At 71.6% G+C, this 25,301-nt stretch carries 23 protein-coding genes; 21 read left to right on the top strand and 2 right to left on the bottom strand.

What is annotated here, in order from left to right; genetic code table 11:
• The first annotated feature begins 64 nt into the window (after positions 1 to 64).
• Genes alaS through AB0637_RS08315 form a run of 4 tightly spaced genes read left to right on the top strand, consistent with a single transcriptional unit; the run spans position 65 to position 5,292 of the window.
• The gene (gene alaS, locus AB0637_RS08330; protein WP_366171234.1) at positions 65 to 2,746 is read left to right on the top strand and encodes an alanine--tRNA ligase; all 2,682 of its coding nucleotides are present in this window, start codon (positions 65 to 67) and stop codon (positions 2,744 to 2,746) included.
• Between the two features lie 46 nt (positions 2,747 to 2,792).
• Positions 2,793 to 3,332: a Holliday junction resolvase RuvX gene (gene ruvX / locus AB0637_RS08325; protein WP_366171232.1), complete on the top strand. Its 540-nt coding sequence runs from the start codon at positions 2,793 to 2,795 to the stop codon at positions 3,330 to 3,332.
• Positions 3,333 to 3,343: 11 nt separating this feature from the next.
• Complete coding sequence (gene mltG / locus AB0637_RS08320) at positions 3,344 to 4,435, top strand: endolytic transglycosylase MltG (protein WP_366171230.1); 1,092 nt, start codon at positions 3,344 to 3,346, stop codon at positions 4,433 to 4,435.
• Positions 4,432 to 5,292: a shikimate dehydrogenase gene (locus AB0637_RS08315; RefSeq protein ID WP_366171228.1), complete on the top strand. Its 861-nt coding sequence runs from the start codon at positions 4,432 to 4,434 to the stop codon at positions 5,290 to 5,292. Before mltG ends, AB0637_RS08315 begins: the two co-directional genes overlap by 4 nt.
• 21 nt (positions 5,293 to 5,313) lie before the next feature.
• On the opposite strand, the gene AB0637_RS08310 is transcribed toward AB0637_RS08315, so the two are convergent.
• Entirely contained in the window at positions 5,314 to 5,961 is a 648-nt protein-coding gene (locus AB0637_RS08310) for a hypothetical protein (RefSeq protein ID WP_366171226.1), read from the bottom strand.
• Between the two features lie 115 nt (positions 5,962 to 6,076).
• Here AB0637_RS08310 and AB0637_RS08305 point away from each other — a divergent pair, with 115 nt between their 5' ends.
• The 17 genes from AB0637_RS08305 (at position 6,077) to aroB (ending at position 24,505) form a co-directional block, all read left to right on the top strand.
• On the top strand, positions 6,077 to 7,363 hold the full coding sequence (locus AB0637_RS08305; RefSeq protein WP_366171224.1) for an MFS transporter: 1,287 nt from the start codon (positions 6,077 to 6,079) through the stop codon (positions 7,361 to 7,363).
• Between the two features lie 135 nt (positions 7,364 to 7,498).
• Complete coding sequence (locus AB0637_RS08300) at positions 7,499 to 8,929, top strand: type IV pilus twitching motility protein PilT (RefSeq protein WP_366171222.1); 1,431 nt, start codon at positions 7,499 to 7,501, stop codon at positions 8,927 to 8,929.
• Positions 8,930 to 8,942: 13 nt separating this feature from the next.
• Positions 8,943 to 10,208 carry a type II secretion system F family protein gene (locus AB0637_RS08295; RefSeq protein WP_366171220.1) on the top strand — a complete coding sequence of 422 codons (1,266 nt, stop codon included), beginning with the start codon at positions 8,943 to 8,945 and terminating at the stop codon, positions 10,206 to 10,208.
• Positions 10,208 to 10,618 (top strand): prepilin-type N-terminal cleavage/methylation domain-containing protein, encoded by a 411-nt coding sequence (locus AB0637_RS08290; RefSeq protein WP_366171218.1) that lies wholly within the window; start codon positions 10,208 to 10,210, stop codon positions 10,616 to 10,618. The genes AB0637_RS08295 and AB0637_RS08290 overlap by 1 nt, the downstream gene beginning before the upstream one ends.
• Before the next feature lie 215 nt (positions 10,619 to 10,833).
• On the top strand, positions 10,834 to 11,280 hold the full coding sequence (locus tag AB0637_RS08285) for a type II secretion system protein (protein WP_366171216.1): 447 nt from the start codon (positions 10,834 to 10,836) through the stop codon (positions 11,278 to 11,280).
• A 228-nt stretch (positions 11,281 to 11,508) separates the two neighbouring features.
• The gene (locus AB0637_RS08280; protein WP_366171214.1) at positions 11,509 to 11,952 is read left to right on the top strand and encodes a prepilin-type N-terminal cleavage/methylation domain-containing protein; all 444 of its coding nucleotides are present in this window, start codon (positions 11,509 to 11,511) and stop codon (positions 11,950 to 11,952) included.
• Between the two features lie 207 nt (positions 11,953 to 12,159).
• Positions 12,160 to 13,431, top strand: a complete 1,272-nt coding sequence (locus AB0637_RS08275; protein WP_366171212.1) for a prepilin-type N-terminal cleavage/methylation domain-containing protein — start codon at positions 12,160 to 12,162, stop codon at positions 13,429 to 13,431.
• Complete coding sequence (locus AB0637_RS08270) at positions 13,431 to 14,156, top strand: type II secretion system protein (RefSeq protein WP_366171210.1); 726 nt, start codon at positions 13,431 to 13,433, stop codon at positions 14,154 to 14,156. Before AB0637_RS08275 ends, AB0637_RS08270 begins: the two co-directional genes overlap by 1 nt.
• Positions 14,157 to 14,163: 7 nt before the next feature.
• Entirely contained in the window at positions 14,164 to 15,738 is a 1,575-nt protein-coding gene (locus tag AB0637_RS08265) for an RICIN domain-containing protein (RefSeq protein ID WP_366171208.1), read from the top strand.
• On the top strand, positions 15,735 to 16,553 hold the full coding sequence (locus tag AB0637_RS08260) for a prepilin peptidase (protein ID WP_366171206.1): 819 nt from the start codon (positions 15,735 to 15,737) through the stop codon (positions 16,551 to 16,553). Before AB0637_RS08265 ends, AB0637_RS08260 begins: the two co-directional genes overlap by 4 nt.
• Before the next feature lie 133 nt (positions 16,554 to 16,686).
• On the top strand, positions 16,687 to 17,733 hold the full coding sequence (gene pilM, locus AB0637_RS08255; RefSeq protein WP_366171204.1) for a type IV pilus assembly protein PilM: 1,047 nt from the start codon (positions 16,687 to 16,689) through the stop codon (positions 17,731 to 17,733).
• Positions 17,730 to 18,395, top strand: a complete 666-nt coding sequence (locus AB0637_RS08250) for a hypothetical protein (protein ID WP_366171202.1) — start codon at positions 17,730 to 17,732, stop codon at positions 18,393 to 18,395. Before pilM ends, AB0637_RS08250 begins: the two co-directional genes overlap by 4 nt.
• A 25-nt stretch (positions 18,396 to 18,420) precedes the next feature.
• Positions 18,421 to 19,122, top strand: a complete 702-nt coding sequence (locus tag AB0637_RS08245; RefSeq protein ID WP_366171200.1) for a hypothetical protein — start codon at positions 18,421 to 18,423, stop codon at positions 19,120 to 19,122.
• 11 nt (positions 19,123 to 19,133) lie between these two features.
• Positions 19,134 to 20,303, top strand: coding sequence for a hypothetical protein (locus AB0637_RS08240; RefSeq protein ID WP_366171198.1), 1,170 nt, complete (start codon positions 19,134 to 19,136; stop codon positions 20,301 to 20,303).
• A gap of 36 nt (positions 20,304 to 20,339) precedes the next feature.
• Positions 20,340 to 21,782, top strand: coding sequence for a cell wall-binding repeat-containing protein (locus tag AB0637_RS08235; RefSeq protein ID WP_366171196.1), 1,443 nt, complete (start codon positions 20,340 to 20,342; stop codon positions 21,780 to 21,782).
• Between the two features lie 111 nt (positions 21,783 to 21,893).
• Positions 21,894 to 23,420, top strand: coding sequence for a bifunctional shikimate kinase/3-dehydroquinate synthase (locus AB0637_RS08230; protein ID WP_366171194.1), 1,527 nt, complete (start codon positions 21,894 to 21,896; stop codon positions 23,418 to 23,420).
• Positions 23,417 to 24,505, top strand: a complete 1,089-nt coding sequence (gene aroB, locus AB0637_RS08225) for a 3-dehydroquinate synthase (RefSeq protein ID WP_366171192.1) — start codon at positions 23,417 to 23,419, stop codon at positions 24,503 to 24,505. The genes AB0637_RS08230 and aroB overlap by 4 nt, the downstream gene beginning before the upstream one ends.
• 3 nt (positions 24,506 to 24,508) lie before the next feature.
• Here the strand turns inward: aroB and AB0637_RS08220 are convergent, their stop codons facing one another.
• A complete protein-coding gene (locus AB0637_RS08220; protein ID WP_366171190.1) occupies positions 24,509 to 25,288 on the bottom strand; it encodes a hypothetical protein in 780 nt (259 codons plus the stop codon).
• Positions 25,289 to 25,301: the final 13 nt, after the last annotated feature.

Below are 25,301 nucleotides of genomic sequence, written 5' to 3'. Positions count from 1 at the left end.
TCCCGTTGCACGCGCGACGTGGGCACGGCAGGTCCGGCAGCAACCACAGCAGGAGGCACGTCCGATGCAGACGGCAGAGATCCGTCGCCGGTGGCTCGACTTCTTCGAGCGCAAGGGTCACACCGTCGTGCCGAGCGCCTCGCTCGTCTCGACCGACCCCAGCCTCATGTTCACCGTCGCCGGGATGGTGCCCTTCATCCCGTACCTCACCGCGCAGGTGCCGGCCCCGTACAAGCGGGCCACCAGCGTGCAGAAGTGCCTGCGGACCCTCGACATCGAGGAGGTCGGCAAGACCACGCGGCACGGCACGTTCTTCCAGATGAACGGCAACTTCTCCTTCGGCGACTACTTCAAGCGCGACGCCGTGGCGTTCGCCTGGGAGCTGCTGACGACGCCCGAGGCCGACGGCGGCCTCGGCTTCGACCCCGAGCGCCTCTGGACGACCGTCTACCTCGACGACGACGAGGCCTTCCAGCTGTGGCGCGAGCAGGGCGTGCCCGCCGAGCGCATCCAGCGCCGCGGCAAGAAGGACAACTACTGGAACACGGGTCAGCCGGGCCCCGGCGGCCCCTGCTCGGAGATCTACTACGACCGCGGACCGGAGTTCGGCGCCGAGGGCGGCCCGGAGGCCGACGAGGACCGGTACATCGAGATCTGGAACCTCGTCTTCATGCAGTACCAGCTCTCCGCGGTGCGCTCGAAGACGGACTTCGACGTCGCCGGTGAGCTGCCCGCCAAGAACATCGACACCGGCATGGGCCTGGAACGCGTCGCCTTCCTCAAGCAGGGCGTCGACAACATGTACGAGATCGACGAGGTCCGGCCCGTCCTGGACTACGCGGCGCTCGCGGCCGAGAAGGAGTACGGCGCCAACCGGGACGACGACGTCCGCATGCGCGTCGTCGCCGACCACGTCCGCAGCGCGCTCATGCTCATCGGCGACGGCGTCACCCCCGGCAACGAGGGCGCGGGCTACGTCCTGCGCCGTCTCATCCGCCGTGCGGTGCGCGCCATGCGCCTGCTCGGGTTCGAGGACGAGGCGCTGCCGATCCTGCTGCCCGCCTCGATGGAGGTCATGAGCGCCTCCTACCCCGAGCTGCGCACCGACTTCGACCGCATCGCGAGGGTCGCCTACGCCGAGGAGGAGGCGTTCCGCCGCACCCTCGTCTCGGGGACGGCGATCTTCGAGACGGCTGTCGCGCAGACGAAGTCGGCGGGCGGCTCGACCCTGTCGGGGGAGCGCGCGTTCGCGCTGCACGACACCTACGGGTTCCCCATCGACCTGACCCTGGAGATGGCCTCCGAGGCCGGGGTCAGCGTCGACGAGGCGGGTTTCCGCACCCTCATGGCCGAGCAGGTCGGCCGCGCGAAGGCCGACGCCAAGGCGAAGAAGACGGGCGGGGTGGACCTCACCGTCTACCGCTCGACGCTGGAGAGCCTGCCCGCACCGGTCACCTTCACCGGCTACGAGGTCGCCTCCGGTGAGGCGCGGGTGGCCGTCGTCCTGCAGGGCGGCGTCAGCACGCCGTCCGCACCCGTCGGCACCGACGTCGAGGTCGTCCTGGACCGCACGCCGTTCTACGCCGAGGGCGGCGGGCAGCTCGCCGACCACGGCACGCTGACGACCTCCGGCGGCGCCGTCGTCACGGTCAGCGACGTCCAGCAGCCCGTCCGCGGCCTGTACGTGCACAAGGGCTCCGTCACGAGCGGGGAGCTCGTCGCCGGCGACACCGTGCACGCCGTCGTCGACGCCGCGCGCCGCCGCTCGATCAGCCGCGCGCACACCGCCACCCACCTCGTGCACCAGGTCCTGCGCGAGCACCTCGGCGACACCGCGACCCAGGCCGGGTCGCAGAACGCGCCGGGCCGGCTGCGCTTCGACTACTCCTCCACCACGCAGGTGGCGAACCAGGTCGTCCGCGACATCGAGGGCGTCGTCAACGAGCGCATCCACGACGACCTGCCCGTCTCGGCCGAGGTCATGGACCGCGAGTCGGCCCTGAACTCCGGCGCGATGGCCCTGTTCGGGGAGAAGTACGGCGACCGCGTGCGCGTCGTCTCCATCGGCGAGGACTGGTCCAAGGAGCTGTGCGGGGGCACGCACACGCTGACGTCCCAGCAGGTCGGGCTCGTCTCGATCCTGTCCGAGAGCTCCATCGGGTCCGGCGCCCGCCGCATCGAGGCCCTCGTCGGCGCCGACGCGTTCGACTTCCTCACGCGTGAGCACCTCCTCGTCAACCAGCTCACCGACGTCGTCAAGGCGCGCCCCGAGGAGCTGCCCGACCGCATCGGCTCGCTGCTGACGCGCCTGTCCGACGCCGAGAAGGAGATCGCCAAGTTGCGCGCCGGGCAGGTCCTCGCCCTCGCGCCGACGATCGCCGCGAACCCGACCGACAAGTTCGGCGTCCAGGTCGTCACCCACGACGCCGGCGCGGCCGCGGCCGACGACGTGCGCACGCTCGTCCTCGACGTCCGCTCCCGCCTCGGCGACGAGCGGCCCGTCGTGGTCGCGATCACCGGGGTGGCCAAGGACCGTCCCGTCGTCGTCGTGGCCACCAACGCCGAGGCGCGCCGCTGGGGCGTCAAGGCCGGTGAGCTCGTCCGCACCGCCGCCCAGACCCTCGGCGGCGGCGGCGGCGGCAAGGACGACCTCGCCCAGGGCGGCGGCCAGGACGCGTCCAAGGTCGGCGCGGCGCTCGCGGCCATCAGCGACTTCGTCGGTGCGCGGGTCACGGGATCGTTGTGAGGCACCCTCGGTCCGTCGGGTGTGACGAGCCGGTGGTGACCTCGCGGTGAGAGCGGGCGTACGACTCGCCGTGGACGTCGGGAGCGTCCGGGTGGGTCTGGCGGCGTGCGACCCTGCTGGCGTGATCGCCTCACCGCTGCGAACGCTCGTCCGCGACGCCGCGCACGAAACCGACGTGGCCGACGTGGCCGCCGAGGCGCGCGAGCGCGGGGCCGTCGAGGTCGTCGTCGGGTGGCCGTTGTCGCTGGACGGATCCGAGGGCCCGGCAGCCTTGCGCGCCGTCGAGTACGCCGACAAGATCAGGCGGGCCGTCCCCGGGGTGTCCGTCCGGCTCGTCGACGAGCGCCTCAGCACGGTCGACGCCCACCGGGCGCTGCACGCGGCGGGCAAGACGGAGAAGCAGTTCCGGGCGGTCGTCGACCAAGCGGCCGCCGTGGTCCTGCTGCAGGCAGCGCTCGACGCAGAGCGTGCAGGACACACCCCCGGACGGGTGGTGGAGGAACCGAAGGCACGCCGCAAACCGCGGCACCGCGGGCAGGGTGGGGCACGGACGTCGGAACCCGGCGCCACGGAGGGCAGGGGCTGATGATGGACCTGATGGATCTTCCCGGCACGCACAGCGGGGACTCACGCCGTCGGCGCGGCCTGCGCCGTCGTCGCGCGCTCGTCGCCATCGTCGCCGCCCTCGCCGTCATCGGCGGCGGCACCTGGGCGGCCTGGGGGACCCTCGGGCCCGTCGTGGCCCGCTTCACCGAGAGCGACGACTGGGACGGGGCCGGGACCGGATCCGTCGACGTCCGCATCGCCGCGGGCGACAGCGGCCGCACCATCGGTCAGAGCCTCGCCAAGGCCGGCGTCGTCAAGACCAGCAGCGCCTTCGTCGCCGCCTCCAGGACGCAGCCGAAGATGGCCGGCATCCAGCCCGGCACCTACCGCCTCAAGGAGCACATGTCGGCCGCCGCGGCCGTCGCGCTCCTCCTCGACCCGGCCGCGAAGGTCACCACCCGGCTCACGGTGCCGGAGGGGCTCACGGTCAAGCAGGTCCTCGCGCTCGTGGAGAAGACCGTCGGGCTGCCGGCTGCCGACCTCGAGAAGGCGCTCGCCGACCCCGCCGCGCTGGGACTCCCGGCCGCCGCGAACGGCAACGCCGAGGGCTACCTCTTCCCGGCGACGTACTCGGTGAACCCGGGGGAGAGCGCCGCGGACGTCCTGAAGGCCATGGTCACGCAGACCAACACCGTCATGGCGAACCTCGGGGTGCCGCCCGAGCGCATGCACGACGTCGTCGTCGAGGCGAGCATCGCCCAGAAGGAGGCGCGCAGCCCCGAGGACATGGCGAAGGTGGCGCGCGTCCTGGACAACCGGATCGCGATCGGGATGCCGCTGCAGCTCGACTCGACCGTCAGCTACGCCGTCGGAGCGACGGGCAAGGTGACGACGACGGCCGAGCAGCGGGCGACGGACTCGCCGTACAACACCTACCTGCACCCCGGGCTGCCCGCCGGGCCCATCAGCAACCCCGGCCAGGACGCGCTGAACGCCGCCCTCAACCCCGCCGACGGGCCGTGGCTCTTCTTCGTCACGGTCAACCCGGAGACGGGCGAGACGCGCTTCGCGACGACGATCGCCGAGCACAACGCGAACGTCGCCCTGTTCCAGGCCTGGCTCAAGGACCACCCGGGGCAGTGAGGGCAGCGGTCTGCGGGTCGCCCATCGCGCACTCGCTCTCACCGGCGCTGCACCGCGCCGCGTACTCGGCGCTCGGCCTGACCGGCTGGAGCTACGACCTCCTCGAGGTCGACGAGGAACGGTTGCCGGCCGTCGTCGGCGCGCTCGACGCCGACTGGGCCGGGTTGAGCCTGACGATGCCGCTCAAGCAGGCCGTCGTCCCTCTCGTCGACGAGGTCAGCGACTTCGCGCGCGCCGTCGGCTCGGTCAACACCGTCGTCGTCACCCCGCGCCTGGACCGGCGCAACACCCCGGGACGGCGGGGTGTCCGGCTGCGTGCCGAGAACACCGACGTCATCGGCCTCGTCACGGCCCTGGCGGAGGCGGGGGCCGAGCGCGTCTCCCGCGGGGTCGTCCTCGGGGGCGGCGCCACGGCCCGCTCGGCCGTCGTCGCGCTGCTGCAGGCCGGCTGCCCCCGACCCGTCGCCGTCGTCCGGTCCCCGGACCGCGCGGCCGAGCTGCGCGGCGTCGCGGCCCGGCTCGGCGGGGAGGTCGAGATCCGCGACTGGTCCGAGCTCGCGGTCGCCCTGAGCGCCGAGGTCGTCGTCTCCACCGTCCCCATCGGGGCCTCGGAGGCCATGGCCGACGCGCTCCTCGGGGCGTTCCGGCCCGTGTGGTGGCCCCTGCTGCTGGACGTCGTCTACGCCCCGTGGCCGACGCCGCTCGCGCAACGGTGGGGCGGACCCGTCGTCGGCGGGTTCGAGATGCTGCTGCACCAGGCCGTCGCCCAGGTCGAGCTCATGACCGGCCGCGAGGGTCCGGTGGAGGCCATGCGCGCCGCCGGACTCGCGGCGCTCGCCGACCGCGCCCGGGCCTGAGGCCCGCGGCGCCCGCCGTCGTCAGCCGGCGGTGAAGGAGGCCTTCGCCAGGTCGAGGACGAAGGTGACGTCCGGGGTGTCGTCCGTCGTGCCGTAGTCGCTGTCGTCCGAGGGCCGGACGATCTGGGCGGTGATCTTCGCCGGTCCGGCCCCGAACGCGCTGTCGCGGGGGAAGGCCTCCCAGTCCTGGACGCTGCCGCCCGGCGCGACGTCCTGCGCGGCCGGCTGGTCCCGGGTGCAGTGCGCGCTGCTGGCCCCGGCGCCGGCACCCGACAGCTTCACCGACGTGCTCTGCCACTTGGAGAGGTCGACGGGCCCCGGGCACGCCCAGGTGACGGCCTGCTTCGACAGGTTCGTCCACGTGAGGTGCACGCGGACCTCCTGCTCGCCGACCTCGGCCTGCGTCGCGGTGAGGGACCACTGCTCCGACGGCTGCTGGGTGAGGTCCTGGGCCGGGACGGAGCCGGCGAGCCCGTAGGTGCCCACGGCGGGCAGGTGCTTCTCGGCGACGTCGATGGCGCGGGCGTCCTTGGCCGAGCCGACGAGGAGAGTGGCGATGTAGACGAGCACGGCCACGGCGCCGAGCCCGACGACCGCCGCCACCCAGCCCAGCCAGCTGCCGGGAGCCTTGGAGGGGGTCGTGGGGGTGAGCAGGTGCTGGTCGGTCACGGCCCCACTGTCGCAACTCTTCCTGGGAGCGCGCCTCCGGGGGGTGCCGATGGTGCTTGCTCGGGGTAACGTCCTCGGTCGTCAACGGTGACCCCCTCGTGGAAGGCGGTTCGACGTGTCCTCGACCCCGGCTGTGCGAGAACGCCTCACCCCCGACCAGCGGAACGCGTTCACGGGCGCGTTCCTGGGCTGGACGATGGACGCGTTCGACTACTTCATCGTCGTCCTCGTCTACGCCGAGGTCGGCAAGGACCTCGGCGTCTCCCTCACGACGATGGCGTTGCTGACGACGGCGACGCTCGTCATGCGCCCGGTCGGGGCGCTCGTGTTCGGGCTGTGGGCCGACCGCGTCGGCCGGCGCACCCCGCTCGTCGTGGACGTGCTCTTCTACTCCGTCGTCGGCTTCCTCTGCGCGTTCGCGCCGAACTTCACGGTCCTGTTCGTCCTGCGGCTGCTCTACGGGATCGGCATGGGCGGGGAGTGGGGGCTGGGGGCGGCCCTGGCCATGGAGAAGGTGCCCGCGTCCCGGCGCGGCTTCTTCTCCGGTGTGCTGCAGCAGGGGTACTCCACCGGGTACCTGCTGGCCGCGGTGGCCTACTACCTCATCGACCCGCACCTGGGCTGGCGCGGCATGTTCGCCGTCTCCATCGTCCCGGGACTGCTGGCGCTCTTCGTCCGGACCCGGGTGCGGGAGTCCGCCGCCTGGGAGCAGACGCGGGAGCGGGTCGCCCTGACGAGGACGACCCCGGGGCAGGTCTTCCGCAACCCGCTCGTGCTGCGCCGCTTCGTCTACCTCGTGCTGCTCATGACGGCCTTCAACTGGATGAGCCACGGCACCCAGGACGTCTACCCGACCTTCCTCAAGGAGGGGCTCGGCTTCAGCGCCGACTCCGCCATCGGCATCGCCGTCATCTACAACGTCGGGGCGATCATCGGCGGCACCCTGCTGGGCGCCGCGTCCCAGCGGATCGGCCGGCGGTGGACGATCGTCGGCTGCTCGCTGCTCGGCCTGCCCGTGCTCTACCTGTTCACCCAGTCCACGACGTTCGGGATGATCGCCCTCGGCTCGTTCCTCATGCAGTTCCTCGTCCAGGGGGCCTGGGGCGTGATCCCCGCGCACCTCACCGAGCTGAGCCCGGACGAGATCCGCGGCTTCTACCCGGGGGTCACCTACCAGCTGGGCAACCTCTTCGCCTCGCTCAACCTGTACCTGCAGGAGGACATCGCCGCCGGCCACGGCTACCCCGCGGCCCTCGTCTGGACGCTGGTGCCCGTGCTGCTGTGCGTCGCGGGGCTCGCCGCCGTCGGGACCGAGCGGCGGGGGGCCGTGTTCGGTGCCGGGGCGGGGGCCGCCGCGGTCGACGTCCGGGGGAGCGGGGCCTCCTCGCCCGACCGCGGCTGAGGAGGCGCCACCCGAACGGGCGAAGCGGTGATCGCCCGCCTCAAGCGGCCCCTGAGCCCGACCGATGAGCACAACAGAGCGCCGGCAGACGGCCGTGCGTTCCGTGGTGCTCGGGGTCGGGCTGTGGGGAGCGAGATGGACAACGCTGGTCAGGGCGGTCAGCCCGTGGAGCCGTACGTCCCGACGAACATGCGCTCGGTCGGGGACGGCGTCCCGTCGGCCCGGCCGAACATCAGCGCGCTGCTCAAGCAGCTGGAGAGCGACCAGGCCGTCATCGCCCAGGCCGAGTCCGCCGCGCCCGAGGGGTTCGCGCTGGCCCCCGTCGCCGAGGAGCGGCCGCGGCACTCGTCCCCGCCCCCCGCCCCGCCCGCCGCCCCGCCCGCCGCCCCGCACGTGCCGGTGCAGGCGGCTCCGGTGGAGCCCGTGGTGACCCAGCTCGCCCCGCCGGTCGAGGAGTACGCCGTCCAGGGGCTCGTGACGAGCGGCGGTGACGACGTCGACCTCCCCATCCGCGTGAACGACGTCCTCGTCCGGGCCCTGGAGCTGGGGGCCTCCGACGTCCACCTGACCTCCGGCGCCCACCCGACGGTGCGCCTGTCCGGTGAGATGACGGCGATGGACGAGTTCCCGAAGATGGTGTCCAAGACGCTGCAGGAGGCGATCTACGCCATCCTCACGCAGAAGCAGCGCGAGGTCTTCGAGGCCAACCTCGAACTCGACTTCGCCTACCAGGTGCCGGGGCACTCGCGCTTCCGCGTGAACGTCTACCGCCAGCGCGAGTCCGTCGGTGTCGCGTTCCGCCGCATCCCGTTCGAGATCAAACCCCTCGAGGACCTCGGCGTCCCGCCCGTCGTCGGGTCGTTCGCCGGCCTGCAGCGCGGTTTCGTCCTCGTGACCGGGCCGACCGGTTCCGGGAAGTCGACGACGCTCGCCTCGATCGTCGACCTCGCGAACCGGACCCGCAAGGACCACATCATGACGGTCGAGGACCCCATCGAGTTCCTCCACCGCCACAAGAGCTGCATCGTCAACCAGCGCGAGGTGGGGGAGGACACCAAGTCCTTCGCCAACGCGCTCAAGCACGTGCTGCGCCAGGACCCCGACATCATCCTCGTCGGCGAGATGCGCGACCTCGAGACGATCTCCGTCGCCCTCACCGCCGCCGAGACCGGCCACCTCGTCTTCGGCACCCTGCACACTTCGAGCGCCGCCTCGACCATCGACCGCGTCATCGACGTCTTCCCGCCGCACCAGCAGACCCAGATCCGCACCCAGCTCGCCGGCGCCATCCAGGGCGTCGTCTGTCAGACGTTGTGCAAGCGCGCCGACGGCCGCGGGCGCGTCGTCGCCACCGAGGTCATGGTCGCCACCCCCGCCATCCGGAACCTCATCCGCGAGGGCAAGACCCACCAGATCGGCACGGCCATGCAGGCCGGTGCGCAGTTCGGCATGCACACGCTCGACCAGCACCTGGCCGAACTCGTGCGCACCCGCCAGATCACGTTCGAACACGGCCTGGAGAAGTGCTCCGCCGCTGACGAGTTCCGTCGCCTGACCGGGCGCTGAGGAAGGACGATCCATGGCCACGATGACCAAGGCGCCGGCGAAGCCGGCCGGCCGTGCGCAGCACGCGACGTTCGAGTACTCCGCGCGCGACCGGACGGGCAAGCTCGTCAAGGGGACGCTGGAGGCCAACGACGCGTCCCAGGTCGCCCAGCGACTGCTGTCGCAGGGAATGGCTCCGATCTCGGTGACCGCGTCCAAGGCCGGCCGGGGCATGCAGATGGAGATCAGCCTGCCCGGCGGCAACCGCGTCAAGCTGAAGGACCTCGCCCTGATGTCGCGGCAGTTCGCCACGATGGTCTCTTCGGGTCTGTCCCTCCTGAAGGCCCTGTCCATCCTGGCCGAGCAGACCGAGAGCAAGAAGCTCGCCGAGGTCCTCGGGGTGGTCCGCTCCGAGGTGGAGACGGGCATCTCGCTCTCGAGCGCGATGGCGAAGCACCACGACGTCTTCCCGCCCCTGATGGTCAACATGATCCGGGCCGGTGAGGTCGGAGGTTTCCTCGACCAGGTGCTCGTGCAGCTCGCCGAGAACTTCGAGGCCGAGGTGAAGCTCAAGGCCAAGGTCAAGTCGGCGATGACCTACCCCGTCGTGGTCTTCATCATCGCCATCCTCGCGGTGGCGGGGATGCTGCTCTTCATCGTCCCGATCTTCGCCGGCATGTTCTCCTCCCTCGGCGGCGAACTGCCCCTGCCCACCAAGATCCTCGTGGCGCTGTCGCACGCCCTCCGCTACGCGGCCCCCGTGATGGTGGTCGCCGCCGTCGTCTTCCCCGTCGTGTGGCGCAAGGTGAAGAACAAGCCGCAGGTGCGCAACGTGGTCGACCCCCTCAAGCTCAAGATGCCCATCTTCGGTCTCCTGACGCAGAAGATCGCCCTCAGCCGGTTCACGCGCAACCTCGGGACCATGCTCCGGTCGGGGGTTCCGATCCTGCAGAGCCTCGAGATCGTAGGCGACGCGTCGGGGAACGTGGTCATCGAACGAGCGTCGAAGGACGTCATCGAGAGCGTCCGTGGGGGCAAGGCCCTCGCCGCCCCGCTGGCCGAGCACGCCATCTTCCCCGCCATGGTGGTGCAGATGATGAGCGTCGGTGAGGACACCGGCGCGCTGGACGCCATGCTGCACAAGATCTCCGACTTCTACGACCAGGAGGTCGAAGCCACGACCGAGGCGCTCACCAGCCTCATCGAACCGCTGATGATCGCGGTGCTCGGCGGCATCATCGGCGCGATGATCGTCGCCATGTACATGCCGATCTTCGGCGTCTTCAACCTCATCAACTGATGCCGGGCGTCCGGTCGCGGGCCGACGACGGGTTCACCCTCGTCGAGCTCCTCGTGGTGATGATCGTCGTCGGGATCCTCGCGGCCATCGCCGTGCCCGTCTTCATCGCCCAGAAGAGCAAGGCAGCCGACGCCGCGGTCAAGACCGATCTGCGGACCATCGCGCAGTCGGAGGAGACCTACTTCACCGACTACGAGCGCTACCTGGCGGTCTCGACGACGAGCTCCCCGACGATCATCGACCCGATCCGCCTCTCGCCGGACGTCTCCGTGCAGGTCAAGCTCAACGCGGCCGGCTCGAGCTACTGCATCATCGGCAGCAGCACCCGGACGTCCAACGTCTGGGTCCACGTCAGCGACGCCGGCGGCCAGCAGTCCAAGGGTGTCACCGCCTGTCCCAGCGGGTTCTGAGTCCCAGAACGGCCCGGGAGTGCTTCGGCGCTCACGGGCCGTTCTGCGTCCCGGGGATGGGCGGTCACGGGATTGGTCTGTGCGAGTGATGCGCGGACGGAGTGTTCAAGGTCGCGGTGTGCGGGGTCGATGTTCTGGTCAACGGAGCCGCAGCACCGAAGTCGGTGCGCGACAACAGCGGGCGGCTCTGAACACCCAACCCGAAGGGGAGCAGCATGCTCGCTCGCATCCGCAAGTCGATCGAGGAGAAGGACCAGGGCTTCACCCTGATCGAGCTCCTCGTGGTCATGATCATCATCGGCATCCTCGCCGCGATCGCGATCCCGGTGTTCCTGAACCAGCGCAAGAAGGCCGTGGACTCCAGCCTGAAGTCCGACCTGCGGACCGTTGCCCAGGCGGAGGAGACCTACTTCACCGACTCGCAGACCTACACGGCCGGCGCGCAGACCGCTGCCGGGCAGGACTTCACCGGCGCCGGCGACCCGGTCAAGGTCAGCAAGGACAACGCCATCACGGTCACGCTGAACCCGGCGGCCACCGGTCTGGCGGCTGGTTCGGCCTACTGCATCAAGGGCACCAACGCCAAGGCCTCCGGTGACTGGTACTACATCAGCAACAAGGGTGGCCTGCAGCCCTCCGGAACCAGCGCCTGCAGCTTCTGAGGTCCTCGTCTGCTGACCTGAACGGCCCGTGAGTGCTTCGGCGCTCACGGGCCGTTCTGCGTTCGTGGGGACGGCTCTTGTGGGGCTGCTCCGGGCGGGTGATGTGGCGACGGGGTGTTCAAGGTCGCGGTGTGCGGGGTCGATGTTCTGGTCAACGGAGCCGCAGCACCGAAGTCGGTGCGCGACAACAGCGGGCGGCTCTGAACACCCAACCCGAAGGGGAGCAGCATGCTCGCTCGCATCCGCAAGTCGATCGAGGAGAAGGACCAGGGCTTCACCCTGATCGAGCTCCTCGTGGTCATGATCATCATCGGCATCCTCGCCGCGATCGCGATCCCGGTGTTCCTGAACCAGCGCAAGAAGGCCGTGGACTCCAGCCTGAAGTCCGACCTGCGCACCATCGCCCAGGCCGAGGAGACCGCGTACACCGACACCCAGACGTACGTGCAGGCGACCACCGCGGCCAACGCGCCCGTCCCGGTGCCCAGCGCCTCGGACACCGTGAAGATCTCCAAGGACAACAGCTTCACCATCACGCTGAACAGCGACGGCACGGCGTACTGCATCGTCGGCAAGAACGCCAAGGCTTCGGACACGGTGAACGGCCTGGTCTACGTCTCCAACAAGGGCGGTCTCCAGCCGGCCAACACGGCTGGGTGCGGGACGTTCTGATCCTTCCGCCCTGCCGCGTCTGACGTGGTGACGGCCCGTGAGTGCTTCGGCGCTCACGGGCCGTTCGTCGTTCCGGGACGGCGACGCCGCCGTTGGGCCGGGGGGGTGAGCGCGTGACCGACCCGCTCAAGGGCGCGCCCGCCACCGCCGATCACCACCAGAGGCGTGCCGACCGGCCGCCGCTGCGCCGACCGCCGAGGAGAACGCGTGCGCAACCGCTGCTGGACCCGCCGCGACGATGAGGGGTTCACGCTCATCGAGGTGATCGTCGCCCTCACGCTGCTGGCCATCGTGGCGAGCGGTGCCCTCGTCTTCTTCCTCCGTGGCGTCAACGGTGCGAGTCAGATGCAGCGCAAGCAGGCGGCCGTCGAGCTGGCCTCGGCCGCGATGGACGCGGCCCAGGCCGTGGACCCGGCCCGGTTGGCCATCGGCCGGTCGAAGTCGGAGGTCGACGCGCAGTGGGCGGCCTGGACTGGCCCCGACAAGAGCATCACGCTGCCGACGTACGACCCCGCCTACCCCGGTCCGGCACCGGTGATCGCCGCGAACGTCGACCCGACCACGGTGCGGCCGCTGCCCTTCTCCCAGACCGTGCGGGTGTCGGGATCGACCTACACCGTCACCACCGTGGTCGGCCAGTGCTACCGCTCGACCACCGTGCTGGCGAACGGACCGTGCAACCGCGGACCGCTCGGCGGGCTCGCGTACAACGTCGGCCCTGTCGTCGGGTACGTGCCGCTGTACCGCGTGGCGGTGGAGGTGGCCTGGAGCGGCGTGGGCCAGGGGAGCGGCTGCGCCAACGGCGCGTGCCGGTACCGCACCACCGCACTCATCGACCCGACGGACGACCAGCAGTGGAGCGTCACGCCAGCCCCCGTCACGTCCCCGAGCCGTCAGCCCCTCAACGCCCAGGTCACGTCCCCTTCCACCGGGACGGCGCTGCGGATCCTCGAGGACGCAGGCAACACGGACACCTTCTCCCGGGTGGTGGTGACCTCGGTGGTCACCGGCACCGGACGCTTCCTCGTCGACGGGGTGCCCTACTCCTCGACGAACACGACCGGCCGCACGCTCGGCTTCGCGGTCCCCGCCAACACGGTCGGCACCTTCAGCGCCCGGTACTTCATCCGCAACGCCGACGGCCAGGCGTCGCGCACGGTGACGCTCTCGGTGCCGGTCCTCCCCGTGGCGTCCGCCGACACCTGGAGCGGGACCCCCAACCGCTCCGGCCAGACGCGCAACCTCCTCCAGAATGACGTCCCGAACGCTCCCGGCCCGAGCATCCAGGTCACCGATCTCAACCTCACCACGGGGAGCTGCTCGGGGACCCTCGACGCCTCCAGCGGTGTGTTGACCTACACCACACCTTCGCGCCCCAGCGGTGGCGGCGGGGGCAGCTGCACCTGGTCCTACGTCCTGCGCGGGGTCGGCGACGACTCGACCCTCGCTTCCTCCGGCACAGCGACGGTGAACTTCTGATGCGACGGTTCCTCCGCCAGCGCCGCGACGCCGGCGACCGCGATGCCGGCTTCTCCCTCATTGAGCTCATCGTGGCCATGGGCATCCTCGCGACCTGCTTCGCCATCGTGGGCAGCGGTCTCATGCTCATGTTCCGCAGTGCGAACCGCGCCCAGGCCGTCGCGGACGCCTCGGACGAGTCCCGGCGCGCCGCGTCCCAGCTCGAACTGCAGGCCACGTACGCCGACGCCGTGAACTTCCCCGGGGTAGTGAACCGGGACTGGTTCATCGAGCTCCGGACGCCCGGCACCGAGGACCAACCGCCGATGTGCCACCAGTGGCGGTACGACGTGGACGGCGGTCGCGTGGACGTCCGCGAGTGGATCGCCACCGGCGCCCCCGGCGGCACCTGGCAGCGGCTCGCGACCGACCTGTCGTCCGATGCCGCCCTGTTGACGGACGCCACCCGTCGACCCTTTTCGATGTCGCCGGCCACCTACGACGCGACGGTCCTCGCGAACGGCAACCTGGCCAACCCCAACGGTACGCAGCGTCAGGCGATCTCCGTCCTGCTGCAGGGCGCGACCTCCGCCGCGACCGGCGCCGCGGACGGTGGTGCCTCCAACCTGCAGCTGTCCGCGCGCTGGACCGCGATGAACTCCGGCCCCACGTCCTACGGGAACCGGGGCTCCCAAGCTGCGGGCAGTTCCAGCCCCGTCTGCTCTCCTGCCCAATCCCGGAACTGAGGACCCGATGATCAAGCTCGTGGCCCGTGCCCTTCCGTCCGGCCGTCGCAATCCCTCCTCCGACGAGGGCATCGCGATGCTGCTGGTCATCATGACCATCCTCGTCACGGGAGCCCTGGGGCTGCTGCTCCTGGGGGTGGTCGTGAGCCAGGTGGCTCCGACGCAGCAGCTGCAGAAGCGGACCACCACGCTCGCGGCGGCGCAGGCCGGCATGGACTCCGCGCTCTCGCAGTTGCGCAGCGCCCGCTACACCGCGGCCACCGGGCTCGTGTGGGGGGACAAGTCCAAGCTGCCGTGCACGCTGACCGGTTCGGTGGACGCCGGCGGCGGGCTGTCCCGCGGCGTCCGCTACGAGGTCACGGTCACCTACTACAACACCGATCCGACGGGGATGAGCGCCGCGGAGCGCCGGACCCGCGAGGTCCCGTGCCCGTCGACGGTGCCGCTCGCGACGGCCGTCGTCCCCTCGAACGCCATCATCACGTCGCAGGGGATCGCGGCCAGCGCCCCCGGCCGGTCGGCGACCTCCGGCAACCGCACGCTGCAGTCGATCTACACGTTCCAGCTCAACAACGGGAACATCCCGGGCGGGCTCATGAGTTCGTACTCCGGTGCCTACTGCCTGCAGGCGGCCAGCGCGACCGCCGGCGCCGGCGTGCGCTACGTCGCCAACGCCAACTGCCCGACCAGCAACCGCAACCCGCTGCAGATGTGGATCTACGACAAGGACTACGCGATCAAGCTGTCCACGTCCATCACGACCGATCCCACGACCTCGCTCTGCCTCACCGGCAACCAGGCCTCGAAGGGCACTCCGATCACGCTGCAGCAGTGCGTCGGCAGCAACACCAACCAGAAGTGGAGCTACGAGGGGGGCGCGCAGTTCCGGGGCCAGAACTCCGCGAACACGAACTACGGCTCCTACTGCTTCGGTTCGGGACTGGGCAGCACCAGCTCGCTGCCGAACGCTCCCTTGAAGACCTGGGACTGCCAGGGGAACAGCGACCTCGGCGGCTTCAACCCGGAGCCGGCCGTGGGCGCCGGGGCCGCGAGATACGAGACGAACCAGATCGTCAACTACCTCCAGTTCGGCCGGTGCATGGACGTCACCCACGGCAACGTCAACGAGCCGCAGATGATCACCTACACCTGCAAGCAGGACCCCAGCGGTGGTTCCCTGCTGAACTGGAACCACAAGTGGTACTACACGGAGGAGATGTCGACTCCCCAGACGATCACGGTCCGTCCGGGAGCCACCTACTGCCTGCAGGCACCGGCCGCCACGGCCTCCCCGGCCTTCGTGACCTTCGCTTCGTGCACCGGCGCGGCGAACCAGAAGTTCGTCCGCACGTACGACGACCCGGACTACGCGAAGAGCTACACCTTCAAGGACACCTACGGCCGCTGCATCGGGATCGGCCCGAACTACATGGCCGGGCAGGGGAACGAGGAGCCCTTCACGACCATCGTCATGCAGACCTGCAACGGCGGTTCCTCGCAGAAGTGGAACGCGCCCCCGGAGAAGCGGGTGGCGGCCGTGACGGGCATCCGTGAGTCGACCTACGACACCACGACGCCGTGACGGGCCTCGACACGGTCCCCTGGGGACCGTTCGTCAGCGTCCTGTCCGGCGTGGTGGGGCTGCTCATCGGGTCGTTCCTGAACGTCGTCGCCCACCGGGTCCCCCGGCGGGAATCCGTCGTGCGGCCCGCATCGGCGTGTCCCCGCTGCGGGCACCCGATCCGGTGGCACGACAACGTCCCCGTGCTCTCGTGGGTCGTCCTGCGGGCCCGGTGTCGCGACTGCTCGGCCCCCATCTCCTGGCGCTACCCCGCCGTCGAAGCGGCGACCGGTCTGCTCTTCGCTGCGGTCACCTGGGTCGTGGGGCCGACGTGGGCCCTGCCGGCCTACCTCTACCTCGCGGCCATCTCCGTGGCCCTGAGCCTCATCGACCTCGACGTCCACCGCCTCCCCGACGCCATCGTGCTGCCGTCCTACCCCGTCGCGGTGGTGCTGCTCGCCGTCGCGAGCGCCGGCGACGGCGACTGGTCGCGCCTCCTCAGGGCGGCCGTCGGCGGTGCGGCCCTCTACCTGCTGTACCGGGTCCTGGCCTTCCTCTACCCCACGGGGATGGGGCTGGGCGACGTGAAGCTCGCCGGTGTCCTCGGCCTGTACCTGGGGTGGTGGGGCTGGGACGCCCTGGTCGTCGGGGCGTTCGCCGCCTTCGTCCTGGGCGGTGTGGTCACCCTGCCGTTCCTCCTCGTCGGCCGCGCCGGCCGCAAGACGAGGATCCCGTTCGGCCCGTTCATGCTCGCGGCGGCGCTCCTGGCGCTCGCCGTCGCCACCCCGGTGGCCCAGTGGTACCTCGGAGTGGTCGGGCTCTCTGCGGCTGTCTGAGTGACAGCCCCAGGACCCGCTCTCCAACGGCTCAAGGCGGATCACCGAGGGTCCGATCCACACACCAGGGACTTCGACGCAAGTCGACCACACCACCATCCGGCGGACGCCGGACAGACCAGAAGGAGGCGACGTGCCCGGACGTACCGCCATCGGCCTCGACATCGGGACGTCGGGCGTTCGCGCCGCCGAGCTGTCCTACGACAAGACCGGCGTCACGCTCGAGAAGTTCGGGCAGGTCGCCCTCCCCGAAGGTGCGGTCCGCGACGGCGAGGTCGTCGACCGCGCGGCCGTGGCCGACGCCATCAAGGCCCTGTGGCGCGGCAGCGGCTTCCGGGGCAAGAAGGTCGCCCTGGGTGTCGCCAACCAGCGGGTCGTGGTCCGGCAGATCGACCTGCCCTGGATGCCTGCGGCGGAGCTCAAGCAGTCGCTCCCCCTGCAGGTGCAGGACTTCCTGCCGATGCCGGTGGAGGACAGCGTCCTGGACTTCCACGTCACCGAGGAGCTCAACGACGGGGGAACGCGCGGTCTGCGCGGTCTGCTCGTCGCTGCGTCCCGGGACATGGTCATGTCGAACATCGAGGCCGTCCAGGCCGCGGGGATGCGCGTCACCTCCGTCGACCTCACGTCGTTCGCGGTCCTGCGTTCCGTGGGGCGCCCCGCCGGTGAGGTCGCCACCGAGGCGCTCATCGACATCGGGTCGCGCATCTCGAACCTGGTGGTGCACTCCGGCGGAGTTCCCCGCTTCGTCCGCGTCCTGCTCACGGGTGGGCAGGACATCACGGACGCCATCGCCGAACGCCTGGGAGTTCCCACGGCGCTGGCGGAGGCTGTCAAGCGCGGCACCGACACCGAGGTCACGGACGAGGAACTGCGTCTGGCCGGGTCCGCCGTCGACCTCATGCTCGAGGTCTTCGTCGACGAAATCCGCTCGTCCATCGACTACTACGCGGCCTCGAACCCGCAGTTCCGACCCGAGCGCCTCGTCGTCTCGGGTGGGGGATCGCTCGTGCGGGGCCTCACGGACCGGCTCAGTTCCGCCGTCCGTTTGCCGGTGGTGTTCGCGAACCCGATCTCGCCGCTGCACGTGGGCCGCACGGGTCTCGACGAGCAGCAGCTGGAACTCGTCCAGCCCTTGGCGGCTGTCCCCGTCGGTCTCGCCCTCGGAGTCATCTCATGAGCATGAACACGCTGCAGGACCTGACGACACACACCACCGTCGCCCGCGTCAACCTCCTGCCCCCGGGTCTGGACGACGCCCGCAAGCTGCGCCAGCTGCAGATGGGTCTCGGAGCCGGTGTCCTCGTGACGGTGGCCCTGGTCGGCCTCGGGTACGTCATCGGCGCAGGTCACGTGTCGACGGCCCAGGACGCCCTCGCGAGCGAGCAGGCGCGCACCGTCCAACTGCAGACCGAGCAGCGCCAGTACGCGGAGGTGCCCAAGGTCGAGGCGCAGGTGGTGGCGGCCGAGAAGGCCCAGGCCGCCGTCAACGCCCCCAACGTGAGCTGGGCCGGGATGCTCGACGCCATCGCCACGAGCGGGCCGGCGAACAACTCCTTCCAGAGCCTCGCGCTGGCGCTCGACCCCGCGGCGACCGGTGCGACCGGGGTCGGGACGACCGCTCCGACCGATCCGCTCGGGGTTCCCGGCATCGGGACCCTCACCATCACCGGCGCGACCCGGAGCCAGAACGACGTCGCCTCGGTGCTCGAGGGGCTGACCCGCGTCCAGGGCCTGGCGCACCCCCTGCTCAGCACGTCGACGTTCGCGCCGGACACGGGCGTGGTCGACTACACGACCACCGCCACCATCACCCCCGACGCGCTGCTGAACAAGCAGTGACCCGCCGACGACTCGGAGCTTGAAGATGACCAGGCAGAAGACCACCGTCTGGGTGGCCGGGGCCGCGGCGATCGCCCTTCTCGTCCTCGCGGCGGGTTGGCTGCTCGTTCTCGGGCCGCAGCGCGCGTCCGCCGCCGACGCGATGACCCAGCGGAACGCGGTGAAGGCGCAGAACGCCACCCTCGCCCTCCAGAACCAGACCCTCAAGGCGCAGTTCGCCAACCTCGACACCCGGCGAGCGCGGTTGGCCGAGATCCGGGCCACCATGCCGGACGACAGCCAGCTGCCGGCACTGCTGCGCCAGCTGCAGGCCTCGGCGACGTCGGCCGGTACGACCCTCACCGAGTTCACGTCCGGAGCGCCGACCCTCTGGGGATCCGACGGTGCAGTCGCCGCCGCACCCGCCGCCGCGTCGAAGGCCCCCGCGGTCGTCCAGGTTCCGGTCACCCTGTCGACGACGGCCTCCTTCGCGTCCACCGAGCTGTACGTCAAGCAGCTGCAGTCCGACTCGACGCGGTTCTTCCTCATCGACTCCGTGAAGCTGTCGCAGGCCGACGCCGGCAGTGTGCTGGCGACCATCGAGGGCAAGGTCTTCGTCTTCGCCGACGACGCGGCACGCCTCACCGGCACGACCTCCGGTGCCTCGGCGCCCAGCGCCACGGCCGGGACCGCACCGACGGCCGCCGCCACCGCCCAGCCCACCGCCACCCCGACCGCCACGTCCTGAGGGAGGACATCGTGAACTACTCCACCTCCCCGAACGCGGGCGGGCCCGCGGACGAGGCTCCCGTCGACTCCGCCCCCGCGGCGGCCGTCCGGGAACCCGCCGACCCCCGGGTCGTGAAGTCCCTCATCGGCGGCGCAGCCGCCGTGGCCGTGCTCGCGGCGGGAACCGCGGGTCTGCTCTGGTTGTCCAGCATGCCGTCCGGTGCCAGCGCGCAGGCGCTGCCCGGGTCGCCGGCCGCGTCCCAGGGTGCGTCGGTGTCCGTCGCGGACGTACCTCCCGTGCCCCTCGCGTCCATCGACCCCTTCGCCAACAACGGGGTCCAGCCGTTGAGCACCGTGGCCACCACCGGGGGTTCGGCGAGCGGTCCCGGGACAAACGGCGGTTCCGGAGGCGCTGCGCCGGGGACGTCGGGCTCCTCCACGCCGTCCACCGGCACCCGGGTCTCCACCGCACCGGGCGGCGCGTCGTCGAATACCACTCCGCCCCCGCCGGCCAAACCCGTCGTCACCCCCAAGCCCGGTCCCTCGACGGCCGCCCCGTGGCAGCGGGGCCAGGTGCGGTTCGAGCAGATCCCCGAGGGCAGCGCGGCCGGTGCCGCGGTGTTCACGTTGGACTCCGAGAGCCTCCAGCCCGTCTCGATCTCGCTCGCCGCGGGGGCACTCATCCCGTCGACCTCGACGGTGTACCAACCCCACGGGACCAACTCCCGACGTCCCATGACGGACGTCGAGAAGACGTCGTGCGAGGCGGCGGTCCGTGCCGCCACGACGGTCGAAGCGGCCGAGGCCATCAAGCGCACCACGGACGGGTGCACCGCCACGGACGCGTTCGTGTGGAAGGCCGTCTTCGTGCCCTCGAGCCAGGCCGCCGACGCGGCGAAGGGCCAGGAGCGCTTCGGGTGGCTCGTCGCCGACGAGACGGCCCTGCCGGACGCCGTCATGGGCAAGGTGACGGGGACCGTGCGACTGCTGGCGCAGCGCGACAAGTCCTACCTCGTCCAGGTCAACCGGGACCAGCCCGTCTGGGTCAAGGAAGGCGCGGCCGTGCCCGGAACCCCGCTGACCATCTCGGGTACGGGGCTGGCGGAGATCGGCCGTGACGACGTGGCGGTCTTCAGCAACGCCGGAACGAAGTACTTCACCGTCCCCGGCGGCGGCGAAGACGTCGGCGTCACCTACTGACACTCGTCCCCTCCCCACGCCCCCCCGGAGTTCACCATGATTCGCAAGCCCCGCGCCGCCGTGATGCGCGCAGCGGCCGTGATCGCCCTCGCCGGCCTGGTCGGCGGCGCGGTGGCGACCTCGGCCGGAGCATCGCCCATCAGCTTCACCGCCACCTACGGTGTGGACCGCTACATGACGTCCGCCTTCGCGGACGGCGATCCCACGCACACCGCCTACCTCGTGTCGGGGGAGGCGTTCCCCGACGGTCTCGCGGCCGGGGCGGTCGCCGGGCAGAGCTCGGGCAACGTCTACCTGACCGAGCGGAACGTCATCCCGCAGTCCGTGCGGGAACGGCTCATCTACGCGCGCAAGATCGTCGTCGTCGGCGGCGAGAACGCCGTGGGTCCGGACGTCATGACCTGGCTGCAGCAGAACACCCGGGCGGCCCTGTCCCGGGTCAGCGGGCCGGACCGCTACGACACCGCCGCTGCCGTGTCGGCCAGCTACTTCGCCACTCCGGTCGCCGGGAAGAGCGGTGCCCCGAACGTCGTCGTGGCGACGGGCGCCGACTGGCCGGACGCCCTCGCTGGTAGCGCGGCGGCGGCGGAGGCCACGTCGCCGCTGCTGCTCGTCCCGGGCACGTCGATCCCCGCCTCGGTGGCCGCGGAGCTCACCCGCCTCAAGCCCGCGGCGATCACGGTCGTGGGTGGCGCCGGTCGCGTCTCCGACGGTGTGCTCGACCAGTTGCGCTCGTTCACCGCCGGGCCCGTGGTCCGCGTCGCCGGCGCCGACCGCTACGACACCGCGGTGCGGCTGAGTTCGACCTTCTTCAGCTCCGCCGACCACATCGTGGTCGCGTCGGGGGACACGTTCGCCGACGCCCTCGCCGCCGGCGCCCGGGCCGGGCGCAACGGCGGACCCCTCCTGCTCGTCGGGCGCACCTGCGTCACCGAGGGGACCAACCTGGAGATCGAGCGCCTGCAGCGCAGCTTCTCCGGGGACGAGGCCGCCCTGGAGTCCTACGGTGGCCTCGACCGCATCAACGGCGAAGCCCAGAAGCGCACGAACTGCCAGCCCGCCGGGACCGCCCCCAAGACATACCTGGAGAACCTGCCGTACGTCGAGGGCAGCGCTCGCTACCGCGTCGACCACGCCACCATCGGGGGTCACTTCTACCCCCGCTCCACGGCGTTCGACACCGACCCGCGGAACTCCGACTACGCCAGCTGGACCCTCGGCGGGAAGTACGGCCGCTTCACGGCCACGGTGGGAGTCGCGGACGGGAACACGAGCGGTCTGTCCTCCACCGTCCAGGTGTTCGGGGACGAGAAGCTGCTCGCGACTGCACCCGTCACGGTGGGGCAGCCGGTGAACCTCTCGGTGGACGTCCGCGGCATCAGCCGTCTGAAGATCGTGACGACCTCGCCCAACGCGGCGGCGACCCCCGCAGACCCCGAGGCGAACTACGTCTACATCGGGGACGGCGCGGTCAGCTGACCGCGCGGTGACGTGACGCAGGCCCGCACCCCCACGAGGGGGTGCGGGCCTGCGTCGTCCCCGCCCCTAGGATCGGGTGGCCCACCGCACCCGTCCTCCAGGAGCCCGACCGTGATCGTCCTCGTCGGCTTCATGGGCGCGGGCAAGACGACCGTCGGCCGCCTCCTCGCCGACCGCCTCGGGCTCCCGTTCGTCGACACCGACCTCGTCGTCGAGGACCGGGAACGGCGGACGATCCCGCAGATCTTCGAGAACGACGGAGAGAGCGCCTTCCGCGACGTCGAGGAGGGCGTCGTCGCCGACGTCCTGTCCGGGCCGGAGGCCGTCGTCTCCCTCGGTGGCGGGGCGTGCGGGCGCGCGGGGACGCGGGAGGTCCTGGCCGCGCACACCGTCGTCCACCTCGACGTCTCGTTCGAGCAGGCCAAGCGCCGCACGGCGGGGGACACCTACCGGCCGATGCTGCGCCGACCGGACCTCGCCGACCTGCACGCCGCCCGCCGGGAGGTGTTCCGGGCGCTCGCGGACGTCGACGTCCTCACCGACGGACGCCGCGCGGAGGTCATCGCGCTCGAGGTCCTCGACGGCGTCACGGGGCAGGAGGGGGTCCTCGTCGCGCCGCCCGGGGGCACCTACCGCGTGCAGGTCCGACGGGGTCTGCTGGCCGAGGCGGGTGCGCACCTGCCGCCCGCGCGGTCGACGTTCGTCGTCGTCCGGTCGGGGGACCCCGCACTGGAGGCCCTGCGGCGCAGCCTGTCCGGTGCCGTCACCGTCGTGGAACTGCCCGCCGGCCCCGTCAAGACGCTCGCCACCTACGAGGAGCTCGCCCTGCGCGCGGCGGACGCCGCCCTGCACCCCGACGACCTCGTCCTCGCCGTCGGGGACGAGGCGGTCGTCGACGTCGCGGGGTTCCTGGCCGCCACCTACAACCGCGGGACGCGCTGGGCCGTCGTGCCCCGCTCCCTCGAGGCGCTCGTCGACTCCTCGGTGGGTGGCAAGGTCGCCCTCGACCTGCCGCAGGCGCGGAACCTGCTGGGCGCCGTGCACCAGCCGGTCGCCGTCCTCAGCGACCCCGACGGGGTGACCCCGGCGAGCGACCCGCGGTTCGGGGCCGGGGTGGCCGAGGCCGTGAAGACGGCGCTCGTCGCCGACCCCGCGGACCTCGACCTGCTGCTGGCGCAGGCGCCCGCCGTCCGGGCCGGGGACGTGGAGGCCGTCGCGGCCCTGGTGCGCCGGGCGGTCGCCACCAAGGCGCGGATCGTCACGGCGGACGAGCGCGAGGCGGCCGGGCGGTTGCACCTGAACTACGGCCACACGTTCTCGCACGCCTTCGAGCAGCTGGGGGTGGACCGCGACGCCCTGCCCCTGGGGTTGATGGCGGCCGCCCACCTGGCGCGGCGCACCGGGTTCCTCGACGACGCGGGGGTCGAGCTGCACCGCACGGCGCTGCGGGCGTTCGGCCTGCCCACCGCGCACCGGTTCGACCTGGCCGACCTGCAGCCGTTGTGGTTGCGGGACAAGAAGTTCAAGGACGGCGTCCGGTTCGTGCTGCTGCACGCCCCCGGCCGCCCCGAGGCGGGAGTTCCCGCCACCGACGACGCGCTCACCGGCGCGCTCGACGACCTCGCGGAGGACAGATGACCACGACCGACACCGTCCGGATCACCGTCGAGGGGGACGCGCCCTACGACGTCGTCATCGGCCGCGGACTGCTCGGCGAACTGCGCAGTCTGCTCGGGCCGAAGGTGGCCAAGGTCCTCGTCGTGCACCCGCGGGCGCTGCGTTCGACCGGTGAGGCCGTCCGCGACGACCTCGTCGCGCAGGGTCTGGAGGCCGTCCTGGCCGAGGTGCCCGACGGGGAGGAGGCGAAGTCGGCCGAGGTCGCCGCGTTCTGCTGGACCGTCCTGGGGCAGTCCGACTTCACCCGCAGCGACGCCGTCGTCGGTGTCGGCGGGGGAGCGGTGACCGATCTCGCGGGGTTCGTCGCCGCGACGTGGCTGCGCGGTGTGCGCGTCGTGCAGGTGCCGACGACGCTGCTGGCGATGGTCGACGCCGCCGTCGGGGGCAAGACGGGCATCAACACGGCCGAGGGCAAGAACCTCGTCGGCTCCTTCCACCCGCCGGCGGGCGTCCTGTGCGACCTCGACGCGCTCGACACCCTGCCGGCGCACGACCTGCGCGCGGGTCTGGCCGAGGTCGTGAAGTGCGGCTTCATCGCCGACGAACGCATCCTCGAGCTCGTCGAGCAGGACGTCGCCGCCGCGACCGACCCGCACTCGCCCGTGCTGGCCGAACTCGTCGAGCGCGCCGTGCGCGTCAAGGCGCGGGTCGTGGGGGAGGACCTCAAGGAGTCGGACCTGCGGGAGATCCTCAACTACGGGCACACGTTCGCCCACGCCGTCGAACTCGTCGAGCGCTACCAGTGGCGGCACGGGGCCGCCGTCAGCGTGGGCCTGGTCTACGTGGCCGAGCTGGCGCGGATGGCCGGCCGGTTGTCCGACGCGGACGCCGACCGGCACCGCAGCGTCCTGCAGTCCCTCGGCCTGCCGACGACCTACCGCGGCGACCGCTGGCCGCAGCTGCTCGACGCCATGAAGCGGGACAAGAAGTCGCGCGGTGCGATGCTCCGCTTCGTCGTGCTCGACGGGATCGGGCGCCCCTCCCGGCTGGAGGGGCCCGACCCGGCGATGCTGCAGGCCGCCTACGCGGAGGTCAGCGCGGACTGACGCTCACACGCAGGGGGTGGAGGTCTGCCCCGTGGCGGGTGTGAACCACACCTGCGGGCCGACGACGGGTGAACCGCGCAGGCAGAAGCTGCCGGCCTCGGCGCTGACGACCTGCACGTCGTCGACGCCGGAGGCCAGCGTCAGCGCCGTCAGGTCCTGCGTGTAGCGGCCGTAGAGCCCGTGGTACTGCGTCTGCGCCGCCGCGACGTCGGTCAGGTCGTCCGTGACCTGCTCGTGGGCCCAGTCGACCGCCTTGGCGTGCACGGTCGGGTAGGCCTGCCAGCCGGCGAGTCCGAGGGCGACGAGCACCCCCAGCGCCACGAGCCGACCGGCGCCGGACCGTCGGCGCCGGCGGGTGACGACCTGCTGGCTCGACCCGGAACGGCGCGAGCTGGAGGCGTAGTCGGCGGCCGTGCGGCCCCCCGGGTTGTAGATCGGGGCGCGGAACCGCCCGCCGGTGAAGGAGTCCGTGCTGGCCGCAGGCTGCGGCGGGGTCTCCGGACGGGGGGCCGGAGGGCGGGGAGCAGCCGGGCGGGTGGGCGCCACGGGGAGCGGTGCCGCGAGCGGGGGCGACGGCGCGAGCGAGGGCGGAGGCGCGAGTTGGGGCGGAGGCGCAGGGGTCGACGCGGGCGTTTGCTTCCCGGCCTCGACCTCGTCGACGTGGTGCGGGACGGCCTCGCGGACGTAGTCGAGCTGCTCACCGCCGGTCCGCTTGTAGCGGCGGCGTTCCAGGTGTCGCGGGGCCTGCGTGGGGGCCTCGACGTCCTGCGGCTCAGCGGTCATGGTGCCCTCCTTC

This window comes from Kineococcus sp. NPDC059986 (genome assembly GCF_040702905.1).
In the GTDB taxonomy this organism is placed as follows: domain Bacteria; phylum Actinomycetota; class Actinomycetes; order Actinomycetales; family Kineococcaceae; genus Kineococcus.
This window is presented reverse-complemented; position numbering and strand designations above follow the sequence as displayed.